This window comes from Ochrobactrum sp. RH2CCR150 (genome assembly GCA_014138095.1).
GTDB lineage: Bacteria > Pseudomonadota > Alphaproteobacteria > Rhizobiales > Rhizobiaceae > Brucella > Brucella gambitense.
Genome location: JACGXE010000009.1, coordinates 1 through 17,055, shown reverse-complemented (window position 1 = coordinate 17,055; position 17,055 = coordinate 1). Strand labels below are relative to the sequence as shown.

Below are 17,055 nucleotides of genomic sequence, written 5' to 3'. Positions count from 1 at the left end.
CATGCAACTTTTCGTGACGGGTTTATCGAACGAACTGGCGCAGAAGCGTACCGTTGCGTTCGATTTCCATCCGCCATGCCAGACCACGGCCCGCATTGAGGACCGAAGAAAGATCGGTCACGCTGCGGATCACATTGCCGTTCAGATTGCGAATGATATCGCCCGGGCGCAGTCCCAGCCTTGCAGCGGGCGAGCCCGAATAGACATCCATCACGGCTACACCATTTACATCGCTCTTCAGACGCAGTTTGGTCGCTGTGGAGGGCGTCAGTTCCTGCACCGCAGCGCCGGCGAAAGGATTATCGCCCTCGATAACGAGTGGCGCTGTCTGCTTCACCTCAGGCGCTTTGGTCAGCTTGACTGGCACCGTGACATTTTCGCCGCCGCGCAGGATTGCAACAGAGATCGTGCTGTCGATCCCTGCGGTTGAAAGACGGTAGCCAAGCACATCCTGATTATCCACGCGAGCGCCCTGCACCGAGAGGACAACATCGCCGACCTTCAGACCTGCGGCTTCCGCCGGTCCACCCTTGGCAACGGCGGTAATCAAAGCGCCATAGGGCTTTTCCATACCGAGGCCTTCGGCCAGGTCAGCCGTGACACCCTGGAAAGTCGCGCCGATATAAGGACGTTCAAAACTGGAACTGCCCCGCTGCGCCGCATCGATAACCGCGCGCACCATATTGGACGGAATGGCGAAGCCAATGCCGACAGAGCCTCCGGAGCGTGAATAGATCGCCGTATTAATACCAATCAGTCGCCCGCGCATGTCCACCAAAGCACCGCCGGAATTACCCGGATTGATGGCTGCGTCGGTCTGGATGAAGAAGTCGAAATCGGAAATTCCAACCTGCGTGCGCGATTGCGCCGAGACAATGCCGCTCGTCACCGTCTGGCCGACACCGAACGGGTTGCCGACAGCAAGCACCAGATCGCCCACTTCCACCTCGTCGGAATTGCCAAGCGACAGGACTGGAAACTTTTCCTTGGAATCGATCTTCAAGACGGCAAGATCGGTGGTCTCGTCACGCAGCAGCAGCTTGCTTTCGAATTCGCGACCATCGGAAAGAGCGACCTTGATTTCATCCGCATCCTTGATGACGTGATTGTTGGTCACGACAATGCCCGATGAATCGACGATAACACCGGAACCGAGCGACTGCTGGATACGGGGTTTGCTATCGCCAAACTGTTTGCCGAAAAACTGTTCGAAGAACGGATCACCTGCAAATGGCGATCGTGCCTGTGCCTGCACCTGTCGCGCAGCATAGACATTAACGACGGCGGGCGTGGTTTCCTTCACCAATGGCGCGAAGGAAAGCTGCATATCTCCGCGACTGAGTGGTATCTGCTTTGCTGGAGCCGCAGGTGCATCCTGCGCTGAAGCTGGCAGGCTTGCCATGCCAATCGATGCCAGAATGATGCCCGTAATCCCGAAACGTCGCCAATTCATGCACAAACTCCGCGCTTTCCCAGCCTGCCCGCAAGACTTCCGGCGGAAGCATACGAGACTCGTTGTCCATATGTAATCAACTGAGGCCAAGGATAAAGGGCCACATTGTGACCACGGATGAAAAGCTGGTGTAATTTTCCCTCAATTCAATGTGTGGGCTCATATGTCAGCAATAACGCAAACAAAAAGGGCCGCACGAGGCGGCCCTTTTCAATCTCTACTCATAATCGTGCATTATCCGACGCAAAGACGCTTCGCGCTTTTGCTGGAAATGCTTTGATTACGCTGCGTCGGCTTCAGCAGCAGCTTCAGCTTCTACGCGAGCGCGGTCAGCCTTGCCCTTTGCATCGACATCGCGTTCCACGAATTCAACAACAGCCAGAGGCGCGTTGTCGCCAGCGCGGAAGCCAGCCTTCATGATGCGGATGTAGCCGCCGTTGCGGGTTGCATAGCGCGTAGCCAGCGTATCGAACAGCTTAGCCACGACCTTAACGTCGCGGATAGCCGAGATAGCCTGACGGCGTGCATGCAGGTCGCCGCGCTTGCCGAGCGTGACAAGCTTTTCTACGATCGGACGGATTTCCTTAGCCTTAGGAAGCGTGGTCACAATCTGTTCATGCTCGATGAGCGAAGCCGCCATGTTGGCGAACATTGCCTTGCGATGCGAGGCAGTGCGGTTCAGCTTACGCTGTCCATTACCGTGGCGCATGGCCTTCTCCTTTAATTCGTAACGTACCGGGATATGCCGGTCTTATCTTCGTTTTACGCATTTTCCGACGCGAAACCGCTTCGCACTTTCGCTGGAAATGCTTAGTATTGGTCTTCGTAACGCTTTGCGAGATCTTCGATATTTTCCGGCGGCCAGGACGGGATTTCCATACCAAGATGGAGACCCATCGACGCGAGAACTTCCTTGATCTCGTTGAGCGACTTGCGGCCGAAATTCGGAGTCCGCAGCATCTCGGCTTCCGTCTTCTGGATCAGATCGCCGATGTAGACGATGTTGTCGTTCTTCAGGCAGTTTGCCGAACGGACAGACAGTTCGAGTTCGTCCACCTTCTTGAGCAGAGCCGGGTTGAAAGCCAGTTCCGCAACCTGTTCCTGCGGGGCTTCCTTCTGTGGCTCTTCGAAGTTGACGAAGATCGCCAGCTGGTCCTGGAGAATACGAGCAGCGTAAGCCACCGCGTCTTCGCCCGTAACCGAACCGTTGGTCTCGATGTTCAGCGTCAGCTTGTCATAATCGAGAACCTGACCTTCACGGGTGTTCTCAATCTTGTACGACACCTTGCGAACCGGGGAATACAGGCTGTCGACCGGGATAAGCCCGATCGGAGCGTCTTCCGCACGGTTGCGGTCGGCAGGCACATAGCCCTTGCCGGTGTTGACGGTGAATTCCATGCGGATTTCAGCGCCTTCATCCAGCGTGCAGATGACGTGATCCGGGTTAAGGATTTCGACATCGCCGACAGTCTGAATGTCGCCAGCCGTAACGGCGCCTGGGCCTTCCTTGCGGACGACCATGCGCTTCGGGCCCTCGCCTTCCATACGGATGGCGATTTCCTTGACGTTCAGAACGATATCCGTAACGTCTTCGCGGACGCCCGGAATAGAAGAGAATTCATGCAGAACGCCGTCGATCTGTACGGCGGTCACGGCAGCGCCGCGCAGCGACGACAGAAGCACGCGACGCAGAGCATTACCGAGCGTCAGACCGAAGCCGCGTTCCAGCGGTTCAGCAACGACGGTTGCATGCGTGCGGGAGCCGTGGGTGAAGAATTCCACCTTGTTCGGCTTGATCAGTTCCTGCCAGTTCTTCTGGATCATGTGAGTATCCCTCTATCAATCGTCGCTACCATCCTATCGTAGCGATCAAGTGAAGAAACCGCAGAGGAGCCCCGGATGAAATCCGAGGCTCTTGCAGCATGTGAACGAGGATTAGACCCGGCGCTTCTTGCGCGGACGGCAACCGTTGTGCGGGATCGGCGTAACATCGCGGATCGACGTGATCACAAAGCCAGCAGCCTGAAGGGCGCGCAGCGCGGATTCACGGCCAGAACCCGGTCCGCAAACCTCGACTTCGAGGGAGCGCATGCCGTGTTCCTGAGCCTTCTTGGCGCAATCTTCGGCAGCGATCTGTGCGGCGAACGGGGTCGACTTACGCGAACCCTTGAAACCCTGTGCACCTGCGGAAGACCAGGCAATAGCATTGCCCTGTGCGTCCGTGATGGTGATCATGGTGTTGTTGAACGTCGAATTTACGTGGGCAACGCCCGACGAGATGTTTTTACGCTCGCGACGGCGAACGCGGGTGGCTTCCTTGGCCATGATAGTCCTTTCAATCGATCTCTACACCGCCGTAATTCCAGCGGCTACACCGGTCCTCTAGAAAGGACCAGTATCAAACCCAACCGGCGCACCGGAAAGGCCCGACGGAACGAAAACGTTCCGTCGAAATTACTTCTTCTTGCCTGCGATAGCCTTCGCCGGACCCTTACGGGTGCGTGCGTTGGTGTGCGTGCGCTGGCCGCGAACCGGCAGCGAACGACGATGACGCAGGCCGCGGTAGCAACCCAGGTCCATCAGGCGCTTGATGTTCATCGAAACTTCACGACGCAGGTCACCTTCGACCTGGTAGTCAGCATCGATTGCTTCACGGATCTGAAGGACTTCAGCATCCGTCAGCTGGTTAACGCGACGATCGTCGGCAATGCCAACCTTCGTTACGATTTCCCGAGCAAATTTCGGTCCAATCCCGTGGATGTACTGAAGCGCAATAACAACGCGCTTGTTCGTCGGGATGTTGACGCCAGCGATACGTGCCACGTCTGTTCTCCTTAATGTTAATCACTTCCGCCTGAAAGACTAATCCCTCAGACAGCATAAAATGACCGGTATCGGCCTCTTTTCGATTTCCGCCGCTACCTGCCATTCAAAACCAAATGAAGTGGCGCAGTCTTTGACGGAATCGCCCGAAAAAGTCAACTCTTAACTGTCCGTAAAGCCATCAAACCGGCCCGACAGACAATCAAAGCGACTTCTGGAAGCAATAAACGGGCAGAGAATCGCAAAGCGTTTCTCTGCCCGTGTTTGTATCTGCGCATCCTGCTTTACAAAAACCGATCCCGGTATCTGTGCCGATGCGATAGTCCAAGGCTTTGAAAAGCCTTATGCCGGAACGAGAATTCTCTCGATCTCAGCGGTAACTTCTTCAACCGGAGCCATACCGTTGAGGACACGCAATTCGCCAGTCCCGGCATAGTAGGTCGAAAGCGGCGCGGTCTTTTCGCGATATTCGACAAGACGCTTGCGGAAAGCTTCCGGATTGTCATCCGAACGCACCTGACCGCCCTTGGCGATCGTTTCGGCCACGCGGCTCTCCATCCGCTTGACCAGGGCATTCTCGTCAACCTTCAGCTCGATGACTGCATCAAGCTTCAGGCCTTTATTCGCGAGCATTCCGCCAAGAGCTTCAGCTTGCGGAACGGTACGCGGGTAGCCGTCGAGAATGAAACCGTTCGCGCAATCCGGAGCATCAATGCGCTCCGACACGATCTGGTTGACGATCTCGTCGGATACCAGCTGACCGGCGTCCATGACTGCTTTGGCGCGCTTTCCGACTTCGCTCTGTTGAGCGACTGCCGAACGCAGCATATCGCCAGTCGAAAGCTGCGGAATTCCATGCTTCTTGGTAAGAAGTCCAGCCTGCGTCCCCTTACCTGCTCCGGGCGGCCCAAGAAGTATCAGTCTCATTTATTGCGTTTCCCACCTCTGAGTTTGGACTTCTTGATCAGCCCTTCATACTGATGGGCGATAAGATGTCCCTGAACTTGCGCAACCGTATCGAGCGTCACGCTCACAACGATCAGCAGCGATGTACCACCAAGATAGAATGGCACGCCGGTCGCGGAAATCAGGAATTCCGGCAGAAGACAGACAAGCATAATATAGATGGCGCCGACAACCGTTATGCGGGTCAACACATAGTCTATATATTCGGCAGTCCGTTCACCGGGGCGAATGCCCGGGATGAAGCCGGAATGCTTCTTGAGCTGGTCAGCCGTGTCCTTGGGATTGAACACGATGGCCGTATAGAAGAAGCAGAAGAACGCCATCAAGCCAGCGTAGAACAGCATGTAAAGAGGCTGTCCATGGCCCAACGCATTGAGAATCGTGGTTGCCCAACCAGGCATCTCCGTCGTGTTGGCGAAGCCCGCAACAGTCGCAGGCAGAAGCAGCAGCGACGATGCGAAGATCGGCGGAATCACGCCAGCTGTATTCAGCTTCAGCGGCAGGTGCGAAGTATCGCCCTGGAACATGCGGTTGCCAACCTGACGCTTCGGATACTGAATCAGCAGGCGACGCTGTGCACGCTCGACGAACACGATGACCGCAATCAGGGCGATTGCGAGCACGATGACGCCCAGAATAAGACCCGTGGACAGAGCACCGGTACGGCCCAGTTCCAGCGTGCCGGAAATGGCATGCGGAAGGTTTGCAACGATACCCGAGAAGATGATCAGCGAAATACCGTTACCGATACCGCGCGCCGTGATCTGCTCGCCGAGCCACATCAGGAACATGGTGCCGCCAACGAGCGTAATCACCGATGAAACAATGAAGAACGGTCCCGGGCTCACCACAATACCGTTACCCGACTGCAAGCCAACCGAAATGGCATAGGCCTGCACGAGCGCCAGAAGCACTGTACCGTAACGCGTATACTGATTGATGATCTTGCGGCCCGCTTCGCCTTCCTTCTTCAGCGCTTCAAGCGACGGAACAACCGACGTCATGAGCTGCACGATGATGGAGGCAGAGATGTAAGGCATGATGCCAAGCGCGAAAATGGCCATACGACCAACGGCGCCACCGGCGAACATGTTGAAAAGTCCGAGCACACCCTGGCTATGCTGCTGGAAAGCCTGCGCAAGAGCGTCAGGATTGATTCCTGGAAGCGGAATATAGGTGCCGAACCGATATACGAGCAAAGCGCCCAGCGTAAACCAGATGCGCTTCTTGAGTTCATCAGCTTTCGAAAAAGCCGAGAAATTGAGATTGGAAACTAGCTGTTCAGCAGCCGATGCCATTAAATTTCTCCGGTGAAAAGTCTCCGGTCCCCTACCCCCATCGACACGCGTTTATTCAACCCGCGTCCTCACGGACAAGAAGACCCAACCCAGATATGCGCATTGGCATAAATGTGCAAGCGGCGGCCCAGTTTTTATCGCAATTCCAAATAGAAAAATGCGTTGCATTTTTCCGGAATCGCTCTGGGCCGCCGCTTATAATTTTATTGCAGAAGCCTTATTCGGCAGCTGCGGCTTCCGGAAGCTTGATGCTGCCGCCAGCCTTTTCGATCTTCTCGACTGCCGACTTGGAAGCGCCAGCAACCTCAAAGGTTACCTTAGCCTTCAGCTCGCCATCCGAAAGAATGCGAACACCGTCCTTGGCGCGACGAATCACACCAGCAGCCTTCAGCGCTTCGAGGTTCACAACAGCCTTGGCATCCAGCTTGCCGGCGTCGATAGCGGCCTGAACACGGCCGAGCGACACAACGTTGAAGCTCTTTGCGAAGATGTTGGTGAAGCCGCGCTTTGGTAGACGGCGGTAGATTGGCATCTGGCCGCCTTCGAAGCCATTGATCGCGACGCCCGAACGGGACTTCTGGCCCTTGACGCCGCGGCCAGCGGTTTTGCCGGTGCCCGAGCCGATACCACGGCCAACGCGCTTACGAGCCTTGACGGAACCTGGCTTATCACGCAGATCGTTGAGTTTCATGTCTCTATCCCCTGCGTTATCAGGCCTCGTCCACGATGCGGACGAGATGCTGAACCTTGGCGATCATGCCACGAACCGAAGGAGTATCCTCCAGCGTGCGGCGGCGGTGCATTTTGTTAAGTCCGAGACCGATCAGCGTTGCACGCTGCTCGGCTGGACGACGGATAGGGCTTCCGATCTGTTCGACCGTAACCGTCTTACCCTTCTTCTCAGCCATCACTCAAATCCTTTGTCTATGGCGTATCCGGTGGCCTGTTTCAGTATCGAATGCAACTTCTTGCAGAAACTGCCAGGCCCCGGACTAACACAAACTATCGGCTATTCTTCCGAACCGACCACATCATGGCGGCGAGCCTGAAGGGTCGAGTACTTGATGCCGCGCTGTGCCGCGATATCCTTCGGATGCATCTGATGCTTGAGGGCATCAAACGTCGCGCGAACCATGTTGTATGGGTTCGACGAACCGAGCGACTTGGCAACAACGTCCTGAACGCCGAGCGTTTCGAACACTGCACGCATCGGACCACCGGCGATGATACCCTTACCGGCAGGAGCTGCACGGAGCAGAACCTTGCCAGCGCCATGACGGCCTTCGACGTCATGATGCAGAGTACGACCCGAACGCAGCGGAACGAAGATCATGTCGCGCTTGGCAGCTTCGGTAGCCTTACGGATAGCTTCCGGCACTTCACGTGCCTTGCCATGACCGAAGCCTACGCGGCCCTTCTGATCGCCAACGACGACGAGAGCAGCAAAACCGAAGCGACGGCCGCCCTTGACGACCTTGGCTACGCGGTTGATGTGAACGAGCTTGTCAACGAACTCGCTGTCGCGCTCCTCGCGACCGCGGTCTTCGCGGTTACGTTCTCTCTGTGCCATATCCTGATTTCCTTTTTTCTTTTCCGGAAGCACAAACTTCTATTAGAAGCTGAGGCCGCTTTCGCGGGCAGCTTCGGCGAGAGCCTTCACGCGGCCGTGGAAAATGAAAGCTCCACGGTCGAACACTACGTTCTTGACGCCAGCCTTGGCGGCACGCTCAGCAACCAGCTTGCCAACAGCAGCTGCTGCTGCCTGGTCCGCACCGGTCTTGAGCTTGCCCTTGAGGTCGCCATCGAGGGTCGAAGCGGCCGCGAGCGTAACGCCGCGGACGTCGTCGATGATCTGGGCGTAGATGTTCTTGGAAGAACGGTGCACGCTGAGGCGTGGCTGGCCGTTGGCGACAGACTTGAGCTGACGGCGCACGCGAGCAGCGCGACGCTGCAAAGTTTCTTTTGGCGATGCCATGACGCGCTTCCCTTACTTCTTCTTGCCTTCTTTGCGAACGATCTTCTCGCCCGCATACTTGACGCCCTTGCCCTTGTAAGGCTCGGGGCCGCGATATTCGCGGATCTCAGCCGCGACCTGACCGACCTGCTGCTTGTCGATACCGTTGATGACGATTTCCGTCGGCTTCGGTACAGCAACAGTAATACCAGCAGGCACGTCATAAACCACTTCGTGGCTGAAGCCGAGCGAAAGCTGCAAGTTCTTGCCCTGCATGGCAGCGCGGTAACCAACGCCGCTGATTTCGAGCTTCTTTTCGAAGCCGTCCTTCACGCCAACAAAAATGTTGGAGATCATCGTGCGGGACATGCCCCACTTCGAACGAGCTTCCTTAGACTGATCACGCGGATCGACGCTGACAGCGCCGTCTTCCAGCTTAACCAGAACTTCATCGTGCACGACGAAGGAGAGTTCCCCCTTCGCGCCCTTGGCCTTGACGATCTGCCCATCAACACTGGCGGTCACGCCTGCCGGGACCGGCACGGGTTTTTTACCGATACGAGACATTTTTATACCTGTCTTTTATCTGTTCGCTGTCAACCGCATCAGAAGATGCGGCAGAGCAGCTCACCACCAACGTTTTGTTCACGGGCTTCATGATCCGCCATAACGCCCTTCGGCGTGGAGAGGATCGAGATGCCGAGGCCGTTCGCGACCTGCGGGATCGACTTGACCGACACGTAAACGCGACGACCAGGCTTCGATACGCGGCTAATCTCGCGGATAACCGGAACACCTTCATAATACTTCAGCTCGATTTCGATCTCGGCTTTGCCGTTCACGAATTCGCTCTGCGAGTAACCGCGGATGTAACCTTCAGACTGAAGAACATCGAGAACGCGAGCGCGCAGCTTCGAAGCCGGGGTCGTAACCTTGGTCTTCTTGCGGCCTACTGCGTTGCGGATACGGGTCAGCATATCGCCGAGAGGATCTGACACAGACATATGCTACTCCTTACCAGCTCGACTTGACGATGCCCGGGATCTGACCGAGCGAACCCAACTGACGGAGCGCAATACGCGACATCTTCAGTTTACGGTAATAACCACGCGGACGGCCCGATACTTCGCAACGATTGCGAATACGAACCTTCGATGAATTGCGCGGCAGTTCGGCAAGCCGGATAGTGGCGCGGAAGCGCTCCTCCAGCGGAAGGCCCTGATCCATTACGATCGCCTTCAGGCGTGCACGCTTTTCAGCATGACGCTTAACCAACTTTTCGCGGCGCTTGTTTTTTTCGACTGCGCTAGTCTTGGCCATGTTATCTATACCTCGCTACGCTTGCCGTTACTGCCGAAACGGGAAGTTGAATGCACGCAGAAGAGAGCGCGCTTCATCATCCGTCTTGGCGGTCGTGCAAACGATGATGTCCATGCCCCAGATCTGATCAACTTTATCGTAGTTGATTTCGGGGAACACGATGTGCTCCTTGATGCCCATGGCAAAGTTGCCACGTCCGTCAAAGCTCTTCGGGTTCAGGCCGCGGAAGTCGCGAACGCGAGGAAGAGCAATCGTAACCAGACGATCAAGGAATTCATACATGCGGTCCTGGCGAAGGGTAACCTTCGTGCCGATCGGCATGTCTTCACGCAACTTGAAGGTTGCGATCGAGTTACGGGCGCGCGTGATGACGGCCTTCTGGCCAGCAATCTGGCTGAGGTCTTCTGCGGCTACCGACGGCTTCTTCGAATCGCCGGTGGCTTCGCCAACGCCCATATTGAGGACAACCTTGGTGATGCGTGGAATCTGCATCTCGTTGTCGTATTTGAACTCTTCAAGCAGAGCCTTACGGATATTATCCTGATAAAGCTTCTTGAAGCGTGGAAGTGCCTTAGCTTCAGCCATCGATCAGCGCTCCAGAACGTTTTGCGACACGAACCTTCTTGCCGTCCTCAACGCGGAAACCGACGCGGGTCGGCTTGCCATCCTTGGGATCAACAATTGCCAGGTTGGACAGGTGGATCGGCGCTTCCTTGGAGATAATGCCGGCTTCCTGGGTCTGGGTCTGGCGCTGATGACGCTTCACAATATTAATGCCGCGTACGAGCGCCTGCTCGTCCTTAGGCATAACCTTAAGGACCTCGCCCTTACGGCCCTTGTCCTTACCGGACAGCACGACAACGCTGTCGCCTTTGCGAATCTTTTGCATCGTTGTGCTTCCTTACAGAACTTCCGGAGCCAGCGAGATGATCTTCATGTGGTTCTTTGCGCGAAGTTCGCGCGGAACCGGTCCGAAGATACGCGTGCCGATAGGCTCTTTCTTGTTATCGATGAGAACAGCTGCGTTGTTATCAAAACGAATTACGCTGCCGTCCGGACGACGGATGTCCTTGGCGGTGCGTACAACAACCGCCTTCATCACGTCACCCTTCTTGACGCGGCCGCGCGGAATAGCTTCCTTGATCGACACCACAATGATGTCGCCAACGGAAGCATAACGCCGCTTCGAGCCGCCCAGCACCTTGATGCACATGACACGACGTGCGCCGGAGTTATCCGCCACGTCGAGGTTTGTTTGCATCTGAATCATGACTGGCCGCCTTCTTTTCCTTCAGCTGGTTAAGGGCTCCTGCCCTACCTAAGCTGCGTGTTTGTAATTTAGCCCGCTGCTTCGTTCGTCAGAACGACCCAGCGTTTGTCCTTCGAGATCGGAGCCGATTCCTGAATGGAAACGGAATCACCAACCTTGAACTGGTTGTTTTCGTCATGCGCCTTGTACTTCTTCGACTGACGCACGGTCTTCTGGAGGAGCGGATGCGAATAGCGACGCTCAACCTTAACCACAACAGTCTTATCGTTTTTGTCGCTGACGACAACGCCCTGCAGAACGCGTTTAGGCATTATACTTGTTCCTTATGCCTTGCTTTCGGCCGCCTTCTGGCGGGCGATGGTCTTAATACGCGCAATGTCGCGGCGAACCTGCTTCACGCGCGCGGTTTTTTCGAGCTGGCCAGTAGCCTTCTGAAAGCGCAGATTAAACTGTTCTTTCTTCAGTGCGGCCAACTCGTCGTTCATCTGATCGGTGCTTTTCGCCCGAACGTCTGCGGCTTTCATAGTTGCCTCTCCTTATTCAGCAATGCGCTGGATAAAGCGCGTCTTGATCGGCAACTTTGCTGCGCCGAGTCTGAGGGCTTCGCGTGCCACATCTTCGGGTACGCCGTCAAGCTCAAACATTACGCGACCTGGTGCCACACGGCATGCCCAGTAGTCAACCGAACCCTTACCTTTACCCATACGGACTTCGGTAGGCTTCGAAGTAACCGGCAGGTCAGGGAAGATGCGGATCCACACGCGACCGGCACGTTTCATGTGACGGGTGATCGCGCGGCGAGCCGCTTCGATCTGACGTGCGGTGACGCGTTCCGGCTCGAGAGCCTTCAGACCGAAAGCACCGAAATTCAGATCCGTGCCGCCCTTCGAGTTGCCGTGGATACGGCCCTTGAACTGCTTGCGGAACTTGGTGCGCTTAGGCTGCATCATTGTTCTCTACTCCAAATTTCTCGCCCGCGGCCCGCTTTTTAAGCGTTTTCGCGGCGGCGGTTCGACGAGGAACCCTGATTGTCACCCTCGACCGCACGACGTTCGGAAGCCATCGGATCATGTTCAAGGATCTCGCCCTTGAAGACCCAGACCTTCACGCCGCAGATACCATAAGCGGTCTTCGCTTCTGCTGTGCCGTAGTCAATATCGGCGCGCAGAGTGTGAAGCGGAACGCGACCTTCACGGTACCATTCCATGCGAGCGATTTCCGCGCCACCCAGACGACCCGAGCAGTTGATACGGATACCTTCGGCTCCAAGACGCATTGCCGACTGAACGGCACGCTTCATGGCGCGACGGAATGCCACACGGCGTTCGAGCTGCTGAGCGATCGACTGAGCGATCAGCGTAGCATCGATTTCCGGCTTGCGAACTTCAACGATGTTGAGCGAAGTATCGGCATTGGTCATCTCGGAAAGCTTCTTGCGGAGCTTTTCGATGTCTGCACCCTTCTTGCCGATGATGATGCCCGGACGAGCCGAGTGAATCGTCACGCGGCACTTCTTGTGCGGACGCTCAATTACGATCTTCGAAATCGCAGCCTGCTTGAGTTCTTCAGTGAGGAACTCACGGATCTTGACATCTTCATGCAGCAGCTTGCCGTATTCACCGGTATTTGCGTACCAACGCGAATCCCAGGTGCGGTTGATGCCGAGACGAAGACCGATCGGATTAATCTTCTGACCCATTATGCGGCCTCCCCTTTTTCCGCGACTTCGCGGACAACAATGGTGAGATGCGAAAACGGCTTCTCGATACGGCTTGCCTTACCACGTCCGCGGACATGGAAGCGCTTCATGACGATCGACTTACCGACATAGGCTTCGGCGACGATCAGAGCATCGACGTCGAGGTCGTGATTGTTTTCAGCGTTTGCAATCGCCGACTCAAGCGTCTTCTTAACCGTATCGGCGATCCGCTTGCGCGAGAACGTCAGATCGGCAAGTGCCGCATTCACTTTCTTGCCGCGAATCAAGCTCGCGACAAGGTTAAGCTTCTGCGGGCTGACGCGGAGCGTACGGGCGACGGCTTTCGCCTCGTTATCCTTAAGCTGGCGGGGAGCCTTGGCCTTGCCCATCGTTACTTCCTCTTTGCCTTCTTGTCCGCGCCGTGACCGTAGTAGGTACGCGTAGGCGCGAATTCACCGAACTTGTGTCCGACCATTTCTTCCGAAATCGACACCGGCACATGCTTGTTGCCGTTGTAGACGCCGAAAGTCAGACCGACAAACTGCGGCAGGATGGTGGAGCGGCGGCTCCACATCTTGATAACTTCGTTACGACCGCCTTCGCGTACCTTCTCAGCCTTGTTGAGAAGATAGCCGTCGACAAACGGACCTTTCCAAACTGAACGAGCCACTTTAGACTACCTCTCTTACTTCTTGCGCTGATGGCGCGAACGCATGATGAACTTGTCGGTCGCCTTGTTCGAGCGCGTCTTCTTGCCCTTCGTAGGCTTGCCCCACGGAGTGACAGGGTGACGACCACCCGAGGTACGACCTTCACCACCACCATGCGGGTGATCGACCGGGTTCATTGCAACACCGCGAACGTGCGGACGCTTGCCACGCCATACCGAACGACCGGCCTTGCCGTCGTTGATATTGCCGTGATCCGGGTTCGACACTGCACCAACCGAAGCGAAGCAGGCGCCGGAAACCAGACGCTGTTCACCAGAGTTGAGGCGCAGGATCGCCATGCCCTGGTCGCGACCGACGAGCTGGGCGTAGGTGCCAGCCGAACGTGCGATCTGACCGCCCTTACCAGGCTTCAGTTCGACGTTGTGGACGATCGTGCCAACAGGCATCGAAGCGAGCGCCATTGCATTGCCCGGCTTCACGTCAACAGAGTTACCAGCAACAACCTTGTCGCCAACAGCAAGACGCTGCGGAGCCAGGATGTATGCGAGTTCGCCGTCTTCGTAACGGATCAGCGCGATGAACGCGGTGCGGTTCGGATCGTATTCCAGGCGTTCGACGGTGCCGACGACGTCAAGCTTGCGACGCTTGAAGTCGATGAAGCGGTACGAACGCTTGTGACCACCGCCCTGAAAGCGAACAGTGATACGACCAGTGTTGTTACGGCCACCCTTCTTGGACAGACCTTCGGTCAGGGACTTGACCGGCTTGCCCTTGTAGAGTTCCGAGCGATCCACGATGACCAGCTGACGCTGGCTCGGCGTGGTCGGATTAAAATGCTTGAGTGCCATTGTCTCTTACTCCAAGGCCTCTCAGAGACCGGTCGAAACGTCGATGCTCTGGCCTTCGGCCAAAGTAACGATCGCTTTCTTGACGTCGCTCTGGCGCCCGATAATGCCGCGGAACCGCTTGACCTTACCCTTGCGCACTGCAGTGTTGACTGCGGTAACCTTGACGCCGAACAGCGCTTCGACTGCAGCCTTGATTTCCGGCTTCGTTGCCTTGCGGGCTACGTTGAAGACGACCTGGTTGTGTTCAGAAACCAGAGTAGACTTCTCGGTGATAACCGGGCTGACGATCACGTCGTAATGGCGAAGATCAGTCATTTGAAACGCTCCTCGAGGGCTTCGACAGCCGCCTTGGAAAGCACGAGCTTGCCACGGCGAAGAATGTCGTAAACATTGATGCCCTGCACTGGCAGAACGTCGATGTTCGGGATGTTCGAAGCCGCACGCTGGAAGTTCACGTCGATCTCTGCACCACCGATGAGGAGTGCATTTTCCAGACCGAGCTTGGCGAACTGAGAAACAAGCTGCTTCGTCTTGGCTTCGGAAGCCGCCAGATCATCGATGATGATCAGGTCGGACGCCTTCGCCTTGGCGGAAAGAGCATGACGCAGGCCAAGAGCGCGAACCTTCTTCGGCAGGTCGTGTTCATGGCTACGGACAACTGGTCCGTGTGCCTGACCACCACCGCGGAACTGCGGAGCGCGAGCCGAATGGTGACGAGCGCGACCCGTACCCTTCTGCTTGTACATCTTCGCGCCGGTGCGGCTTACGTCGCCACGGCCCTGAGCCTGATGGGAGCCCTGCTGGCGGCGAGCCAGCTGCCAGCGCACGACGCGCTGAAGAATGTCGTCACGCGGGTCGAGGCCGAAGATATCTTCGTTCAGCTTGACCTTGCCGGCATCCTTGCCTTCAAGAGTTGTAATCGTGAGATCCATTATTCGGCTCCCTCAGTCGCGGCGACTTCAGCCTTGGCGGCACCTGCACGCAGAGCGGCCGGCCTCGGCGCGCTTTCTGGCAGCGAGACCTTGACTGCGTCGCGGACGATGATCCAGGCGCCCTTGGAGCCCGGAACCGCGCCGCGGACCAGAATGAGGCCACGATCAGTGTCCGTCGAGACAACTTCAATATTCTGCGTGGTCACGCGGGTCTGGCCCATATGACCAGCCATCTTCTTGCCCTTGAACACCTTACCCGGGTCCTGACGCTGACCGGTCGAGCCGTGAGCGCGGTGGGTAATGGAGTTACCGTGGGAGGCACGATGACCAGCAAAATTGTGACGCTTCATAACACCGGCAAAACCTTTACCGATCGAAGTACCCGTCACGTCGACCTTCTGGCCGGCGACGAAGTGTTCGGCGGTGATTTCCGCGCCGACTTCGAGGAGGTTGTCCGGAGAAACGCGGAATTCCGCAAGCTTCGCCTTGGGCTCGACCTCGGCCTTCGCGAAATGACCGCGCATAGCCTTAGACGTGTTCTTTACTTTGGCGATACCAACGCCAAGCTGAACAGCCGTGTAACCATTCTTTTCAACTGTACGCTGAGCTACCACGTGGCAATTCTCCATGCGGAGAACCGTCACCGGCACATGCTCGCCGGCGTCGTTATAGACGCGGGTCATGCCCAGCTTCTGTGCAATAACACCTGAACGCATCGGGTTCGTTCCTTCCGTCCTCAAGCCGATTAAAGCTTGATCTCGACATCGACACCTGCGGACAGATCGAGCTTCATCAGCGCGTCAACAGTCTGCGGGGTCGGGTCAACGATATCGAGAAGACGCTTGTGCGTGCGCATCTCGAACTGCTCGCGGCTCTTCTTGTCGATGTGCGGCGACCGGTTAACTGTGAACTTCTCGATCCGCGTAGGAAGCGGGATCGGTCCGCGCACATTTGCACCGGTACGCTTGGCAGTCGACACGATTTCCCGCGTCGAAGCGTCAAGGATCCGATGATCAAACGCCTTAAGGCGAATGCGGATGTTTTGACCGTTCATTTCATCTGTTCCTTGTTACGCGGAGCGTCTCCGGAGAGACGCTCCTGCACAAACCTTAATTACTCGATGATCGAAGCGACGATGCCTGCACCGACGGTGCGGCCACCTTCACGGATAGCGAAGCGGAGCTTCTCTTCCATGGCGATCGGGACGATCAGCGTAACGTCAACGGTGACGTTGTCGCCTGGCATAACCATTTCCGTGCCTTCCGGCAGGGTCACAACACCGGTCACGTCAGTCGTACGGAAGTAGAACTGCGGGCGGTAGTTGGTGAAGAACGGCGTATGACGGCCACCTTCGTCCTTGGTCAGAATGTATGCTTCTGCCTTGAACTTGGTGTGCGGCTTAACCGAACCTGGCTTGCAGAGAACCTGACCGCGCTCAACGTCGTCACGGCCAACGCCGCGAACCAGTGCGCCGATGTTGTCGCCAGCCTGGCCCTGATCGAGCAGCTTGCGGAACATTTCAACGCCGGTAACCGTCGTCTTGCCGGTTGCCTTGATGCCGACGATTTCAACTTCTTCGCCAACCTTGACGATACCGCGCTCAACGCGACCCGTCACAACCGTACCGCGACCCGAGATCGAGAACACGTCTTCGATTGGCATCAGGAACGGCTGGTCGATCGGACGTTCCGGGGTCGGAATGTAGCTGTCGACTGCGTCCATCAGGTTGCGAATGGCGTCTTCGCCGAGTTCCTTCGAGGAATCTTCGAGAGCTGCCAGAGCCGAACCCTTGACGATCGGAACTTCGTCGCCCGGGAAGTC

The 17,055-nt window shown here is 56.6% G+C and carries 29 protein-coding genes; all 29 read right to left on the bottom strand.

The window, feature by feature from the left end; genetic code table 11:
• Nucleotides 1-22: 22 nt before the first annotated feature.
• Entirely contained in the window at nucleotides 23-1,453 is a 1,431-nt protein-coding gene (locus FHW03_RS17615) for a DegQ family serine endoprotease (RefSeq protein WP_182521795.1), read from the bottom strand.
• A gap of 280 nt (nucleotides 1,454-1,733) precedes the next feature.
• Nucleotides 1,734-2,162 carry a 50S ribosomal protein L17 gene (rplQ, locus tag FHW03_RS17610; RefSeq protein ID WP_078340790.1) on the bottom strand — a complete coding sequence of 143 codons (429 nt, stop codon included), beginning with the start codon at nucleotides 2,160-2,162 and terminating at the stop codon, nucleotides 1,734-1,736.
• Between the two features lie 101 nt (nucleotides 2,163-2,263).
• The gene (locus tag FHW03_RS17605; RefSeq protein WP_078340789.1) at nucleotides 2,264-3,277 is read right to left on the bottom strand and encodes a DNA-directed RNA polymerase subunit alpha; all 1,014 of its coding nucleotides are present in this window, start codon (nucleotides 3,275-3,277) and stop codon (nucleotides 2,264-2,266) included.
• Between the two features lie 111 nt (nucleotides 3,278-3,388).
• Nucleotides 3,389-3,778: a 30S ribosomal protein S11 gene (gene rpsK, locus FHW03_RS17600; RefSeq protein WP_002964339.1), complete on the bottom strand. Its 390-nt coding sequence runs from the start codon at nucleotides 3,776-3,778 to the stop codon at nucleotides 3,389-3,391.
• Nucleotides 3,779-3,907: 129 nt separating this feature from the next.
• Complete coding sequence (gene rpsM / locus FHW03_RS17595; protein ID WP_078340788.1) at nucleotides 3,908-4,276, bottom strand: 30S ribosomal protein S13; 369 nt, start codon at nucleotides 4,274-4,276, stop codon at nucleotides 3,908-3,910.
• Nucleotides 4,277-4,618: 342 nt separating this feature from the next.
• On the bottom strand, nucleotides 4,619-5,203 hold the full coding sequence (locus tag FHW03_RS17590; RefSeq protein WP_078340787.1) for an adenylate kinase: 585 nt from the start codon (nucleotides 5,201-5,203) through the stop codon (nucleotides 4,619-4,621).
• The gene (gene secY, locus FHW03_RS17585; RefSeq protein ID WP_182521794.1) at nucleotides 5,200-6,540 is read right to left on the bottom strand and encodes a preprotein translocase subunit SecY; all 1,341 of its coding nucleotides are present in this window, start codon (nucleotides 6,538-6,540) and stop codon (nucleotides 5,200-5,202) included. The genes FHW03_RS17590 and secY overlap by 4 nt, the downstream gene beginning before the upstream one ends.
• A 217-nt stretch (nucleotides 6,541-6,757) precedes the next feature.
• Nucleotides 6,758-7,231 carry a 50S ribosomal protein L15 gene (gene rplO, locus FHW03_RS17580; protein WP_078340785.1) on the bottom strand — a complete coding sequence of 158 codons (474 nt, stop codon included), beginning with the start codon at nucleotides 7,229-7,231 and terminating at the stop codon, nucleotides 6,758-6,760.
• A gap of 19 nt (nucleotides 7,232-7,250) precedes the next feature.
• Nucleotides 7,251-7,448, bottom strand: coding sequence for a 50S ribosomal protein L30 (rpmD, locus tag FHW03_RS17575; RefSeq protein ID WP_078340784.1), 198 nt, complete (start codon nucleotides 7,446-7,448; stop codon nucleotides 7,251-7,253).
• A gap of 101 nt (nucleotides 7,449-7,549) precedes the next feature.
• A complete protein-coding gene (rpsE, locus tag FHW03_RS17570; RefSeq protein WP_006467009.1) occupies nucleotides 7,550-8,110 on the bottom strand; it encodes a 30S ribosomal protein S5 in 561 nt (186 codons plus the stop codon).
• A 42-nt stretch (nucleotides 8,111-8,152) separates the two neighbouring features.
• Nucleotides 8,153-8,515 (bottom strand): 50S ribosomal protein L18, encoded by a 363-nt coding sequence (rplR, locus tag FHW03_RS17565; RefSeq protein ID WP_182521793.1) that lies wholly within the window; start codon nucleotides 8,513-8,515, stop codon nucleotides 8,153-8,155.
• A gap of 12 nt (nucleotides 8,516-8,527) precedes the next feature.
• The gene (gene rplF / locus FHW03_RS17560; protein ID WP_078340782.1) at nucleotides 8,528-9,061 is read right to left on the bottom strand and encodes a 50S ribosomal protein L6; all 534 of its coding nucleotides are present in this window, start codon (nucleotides 9,059-9,061) and stop codon (nucleotides 8,528-8,530) included.
• A 38-nt stretch (nucleotides 9,062-9,099) separates the two neighbouring features.
• Nucleotides 9,100-9,498: a 30S ribosomal protein S8 gene (gene rpsH, locus FHW03_RS17555; RefSeq protein ID WP_078340781.1), complete on the bottom strand. Its 399-nt coding sequence runs from the start codon at nucleotides 9,496-9,498 to the stop codon at nucleotides 9,100-9,102.
• Between the two features lie 10 nt (nucleotides 9,499-9,508).
• On the bottom strand, nucleotides 9,509-9,814 hold the full coding sequence (gene rpsN, locus FHW03_RS17550; RefSeq protein WP_078340780.1) for a 30S ribosomal protein S14: 306 nt from the start codon (nucleotides 9,812-9,814) through the stop codon (nucleotides 9,509-9,511).
• Nucleotides 9,815-9,841: 27 nt separating this feature from the next.
• Nucleotides 9,842-10,399, bottom strand: coding sequence for a 50S ribosomal protein L5 (rplE, locus tag FHW03_RS17545; protein WP_078340779.1), 558 nt, complete (start codon nucleotides 10,397-10,399; stop codon nucleotides 9,842-9,844).
• The gene (gene rplX / locus FHW03_RS17540; protein ID WP_078340778.1) at nucleotides 10,392-10,703 is read right to left on the bottom strand and encodes a 50S ribosomal protein L24; all 312 of its coding nucleotides are present in this window, start codon (nucleotides 10,701-10,703) and stop codon (nucleotides 10,392-10,394) included. The genes rplE and rplX overlap by 8 nt, the downstream gene beginning before the upstream one ends.
• Nucleotides 10,704-10,715: 12 nt before the next feature.
• Nucleotides 10,716-11,084: a 50S ribosomal protein L14 gene (rplN, locus tag FHW03_RS17535; RefSeq protein WP_004683923.1), complete on the bottom strand. Its 369-nt coding sequence runs from the start codon at nucleotides 11,082-11,084 to the stop codon at nucleotides 10,716-10,718.
• A gap of 68 nt (nucleotides 11,085-11,152) precedes the next feature.
• Nucleotides 11,153-11,395 (bottom strand): 30S ribosomal protein S17, encoded by a 243-nt coding sequence (gene rpsQ, locus FHW03_RS17530; protein ID WP_109369223.1) that lies wholly within the window; start codon nucleotides 11,393-11,395, stop codon nucleotides 11,153-11,155.
• 12 nt (nucleotides 11,396-11,407) lie between these two features.
• Nucleotides 11,408-11,608, bottom strand: coding sequence for a 50S ribosomal protein L29 (gene rpmC / locus FHW03_RS17525; RefSeq protein WP_078340776.1), 201 nt, complete (start codon nucleotides 11,606-11,608; stop codon nucleotides 11,408-11,410).
• A gap of 12 nt (nucleotides 11,609-11,620) precedes the next feature.
• A complete protein-coding gene (gene rplP, locus FHW03_RS17520; protein WP_002964355.1) occupies nucleotides 11,621-12,034 on the bottom strand; it encodes a 50S ribosomal protein L16 in 414 nt (137 codons plus the stop codon).
• A 38-nt stretch (nucleotides 12,035-12,072) separates the two neighbouring features.
• Nucleotides 12,073-12,783 (bottom strand): 30S ribosomal protein S3, encoded by a 711-nt coding sequence (gene rpsC, locus FHW03_RS17515; RefSeq protein ID WP_006467024.1) that lies wholly within the window; start codon nucleotides 12,781-12,783, stop codon nucleotides 12,073-12,075.
• Complete coding sequence (gene rplV, locus FHW03_RS17510; RefSeq protein ID WP_182521792.1) at nucleotides 12,783-13,172, bottom strand: 50S ribosomal protein L22; 390 nt, start codon at nucleotides 13,170-13,172, stop codon at nucleotides 12,783-12,785. The genes rpsC and rplV overlap by 1 nt, the downstream gene beginning before the upstream one ends.
• A gap of 2 nt (nucleotides 13,173-13,174) precedes the next feature.
• Entirely contained in the window at nucleotides 13,175-13,453 is a 279-nt protein-coding gene (gene rpsS, locus FHW03_RS17505; RefSeq protein ID WP_109369226.1) for a 30S ribosomal protein S19, read from the bottom strand.
• 15 nt (nucleotides 13,454-13,468) lie between these two features.
• Nucleotides 13,469-14,302, bottom strand: coding sequence for a 50S ribosomal protein L2 (rplB, locus tag FHW03_RS17500; protein ID WP_182521791.1), 834 nt, complete (start codon nucleotides 14,300-14,302; stop codon nucleotides 13,469-13,471).
• Between the two features lie 21 nt (nucleotides 14,303-14,323).
• A complete protein-coding gene (locus tag FHW03_RS17495; protein ID WP_078340773.1) occupies nucleotides 14,324-14,617 on the bottom strand; it encodes a 50S ribosomal protein L23 in 294 nt (97 codons plus the stop codon).
• Nucleotides 14,614-15,234, bottom strand: coding sequence for a 50S ribosomal protein L4 (gene rplD / locus FHW03_RS17490; protein WP_078340772.1), 621 nt, complete (start codon nucleotides 15,232-15,234; stop codon nucleotides 14,614-14,616). Before rplD ends, FHW03_RS17495 begins: the two co-directional genes overlap by 4 nt.
• The gene (rplC, locus tag FHW03_RS17485; protein ID WP_182521790.1) at nucleotides 15,234-15,950 is read right to left on the bottom strand and encodes a 50S ribosomal protein L3; all 717 of its coding nucleotides are present in this window, start codon (nucleotides 15,948-15,950) and stop codon (nucleotides 15,234-15,236) included. The genes rplD and rplC overlap by 1 nt, the downstream gene beginning before the upstream one ends.
• Before the next feature lie 29 nt (nucleotides 15,951-15,979).
• Nucleotides 15,980-16,288 carry a 30S ribosomal protein S10 gene (gene rpsJ, locus FHW03_RS17480; protein ID WP_002964363.1) on the bottom strand — a complete coding sequence of 103 codons (309 nt, stop codon included), beginning with the start codon at nucleotides 16,286-16,288 and terminating at the stop codon, nucleotides 15,980-15,982.
• Nucleotides 16,289-16,347: 59 nt separating this feature from the next.
• The coding region (locus tag FHW03_RS17475; RefSeq protein ID WP_377515104.1) for an EF-Tu/IF-2/RF-3 family GTPase at nucleotides 16,348-17,055 on the bottom strand (708 nt) is incomplete at its 5' end.

Excerpts from the sequence above, each read along its gene's own strand:
- secY (WP_182521794.1), bottom strand. The coding sequence starts at position 6,540 with ATGGCATCGGCTGCTGAACAGCTAGTTTCCAATCTCAATTTCTCGGCT.
- rplB (WP_182521791.1), bottom strand. The coding sequence starts at position 14,302 with ATGGCACTCAAGCATTTTAATCCGACCACGCCGAGCCAGCGTCAGCTG.
- rplD (WP_078340772.1), bottom strand. The coding sequence starts at position 15,234 with ATGGATCTCACGATTACAACTCTTGAAGGCAAGGATGCCGGCAAGGTC.
- rpsH (WP_078340781.1), bottom strand. The coding sequence starts at position 9,498 with ATGTCTGTGTCAGATCCTCTCGGCGATATGCTGACCCGTATCCGCAAC.
- rpsN (WP_078340780.1), bottom strand. The coding sequence starts at position 9,814 with ATGGCCAAGACTAGCGCAGTCGAAAAAAACAAGCGCCGCGAAAAGTTG.
- rplQ (WP_078340790.1), bottom strand. The coding sequence starts at position 2,162 with ATGCGCCACGGTAATGGACAGCGTAAGCTGAACCGCACTGCCTCGCAT.
- rplX (WP_078340778.1), bottom strand. The coding sequence starts at position 10,703 with ATGCAAAAGATTCGCAAAGGCGACAGCGTTGTCGTGCTGTCCGGTAAG.
- rplV (WP_182521792.1), bottom strand. The coding sequence starts at position 13,172 with ATGGGCAAGGCCAAGGCTCCCCGCCAGCTTAAGGATAACGAGGCGAAA.
- rpsC (WP_006467024.1), bottom strand. The coding sequence starts at position 12,783 with ATGGGTCAGAAGATTAATCCGATCGGTCTTCGTCTCGGCATCAACCGC.
- rpmD (WP_078340784.1), bottom strand. The coding sequence starts at position 7,448 with ATGGCTGAGAAGAAGGGTAAGACGGTTACGGTCGAACAGATCGGAAGC.
- rpsE (WP_006467009.1), bottom strand. The coding sequence starts at position 8,110 with ATGGCACAGAGAGAACGTAACCGCGAAGACCGCGGTCGCGAGGAGCGC.
- rpsJ (WP_002964363.1), bottom strand. The coding sequence starts at position 16,288 with ATGAACGGTCAAAACATCCGCATTCGCCTTAAGGCGTTTGATCATCGG.
- rplE (WP_078340779.1), bottom strand. The coding sequence starts at position 10,399 with ATGGCTGAAGCTAAGGCACTTCCACGCTTCAAGAAGCTTTATCAGGAT.
- rplC (WP_182521790.1), bottom strand. The coding sequence starts at position 15,950 with ATGCGTTCAGGTGTTATTGCACAGAAGCTGGGCATGACCCGCGTCTAT.
- rpmC (WP_078340776.1), bottom strand. The coding sequence starts at position 11,608 with ATGAAAGCCGCAGACGTTCGGGCGAAAAGCACCGATCAGATGAACGAC.
- rpsQ (WP_109369223.1), bottom strand. The coding sequence starts at position 11,395 with ATGCCTAAACGCGTTCTGCAGGGCGTTGTCGTCAGCGACAAAAACGAT.
- rplR (WP_182521793.1), bottom strand. The coding sequence starts at position 8,515 with ATGGCATCGCCAAAAGAAACTTTGCAGCGTCGCGCTGCTCGCGTGCGC.
- FHW03_RS17495 (WP_078340773.1), bottom strand. The coding sequence starts at position 14,617 with ATGACTGATCTTCGCCATTACGACGTGATCGTCAGCCCGGTTATCACC.
- FHW03_RS17615 (WP_182521795.1), bottom strand. The coding sequence starts at position 1,453 with ATGAATTGGCGACGTTTCGGGATTACGGGCATCATTCTGGCATCGATT.
- FHW03_RS17590 (WP_078340787.1), bottom strand. The coding sequence starts at position 5,203 with ATGAGACTGATACTTCTTGGGCCGCCCGGAGCAGGTAAGGGGACGCAG.
- rplF (WP_078340782.1), bottom strand. The coding sequence starts at position 9,061 with ATGTCTCGTATCGGTAAAAAACCCGTGCCGGTCCCGGCAGGCGTGACC.
- rplN (WP_004683923.1), bottom strand. The coding sequence starts at position 11,084 with ATGATTCAGATGCAAACAAACCTCGACGTGGCGGATAACTCCGGCGCA.
- FHW03_RS17605 (WP_078340789.1), bottom strand. The coding sequence starts at position 3,277 with ATGATCCAGAAGAACTGGCAGGAACTGATCAAGCCGAACAAGGTGGAA.
- rplP (WP_002964355.1), bottom strand. The coding sequence starts at position 12,034 with ATGATGCAGCCTAAGCGCACCAAGTTCCGCAAGCAGTTCAAGGGCCGT.
- rplO (WP_078340785.1), bottom strand. The coding sequence starts at position 7,231 with ATGAAACTCAACGATCTGCGTGATAAGCCAGGTTCCGTCAAGGCTCGT.
- rpsK (WP_002964339.1), bottom strand. The coding sequence starts at position 3,778 with ATGGCCAAGGAAGCCACCCGCGTTCGCCGTCGCGAGCGTAAAAACATC.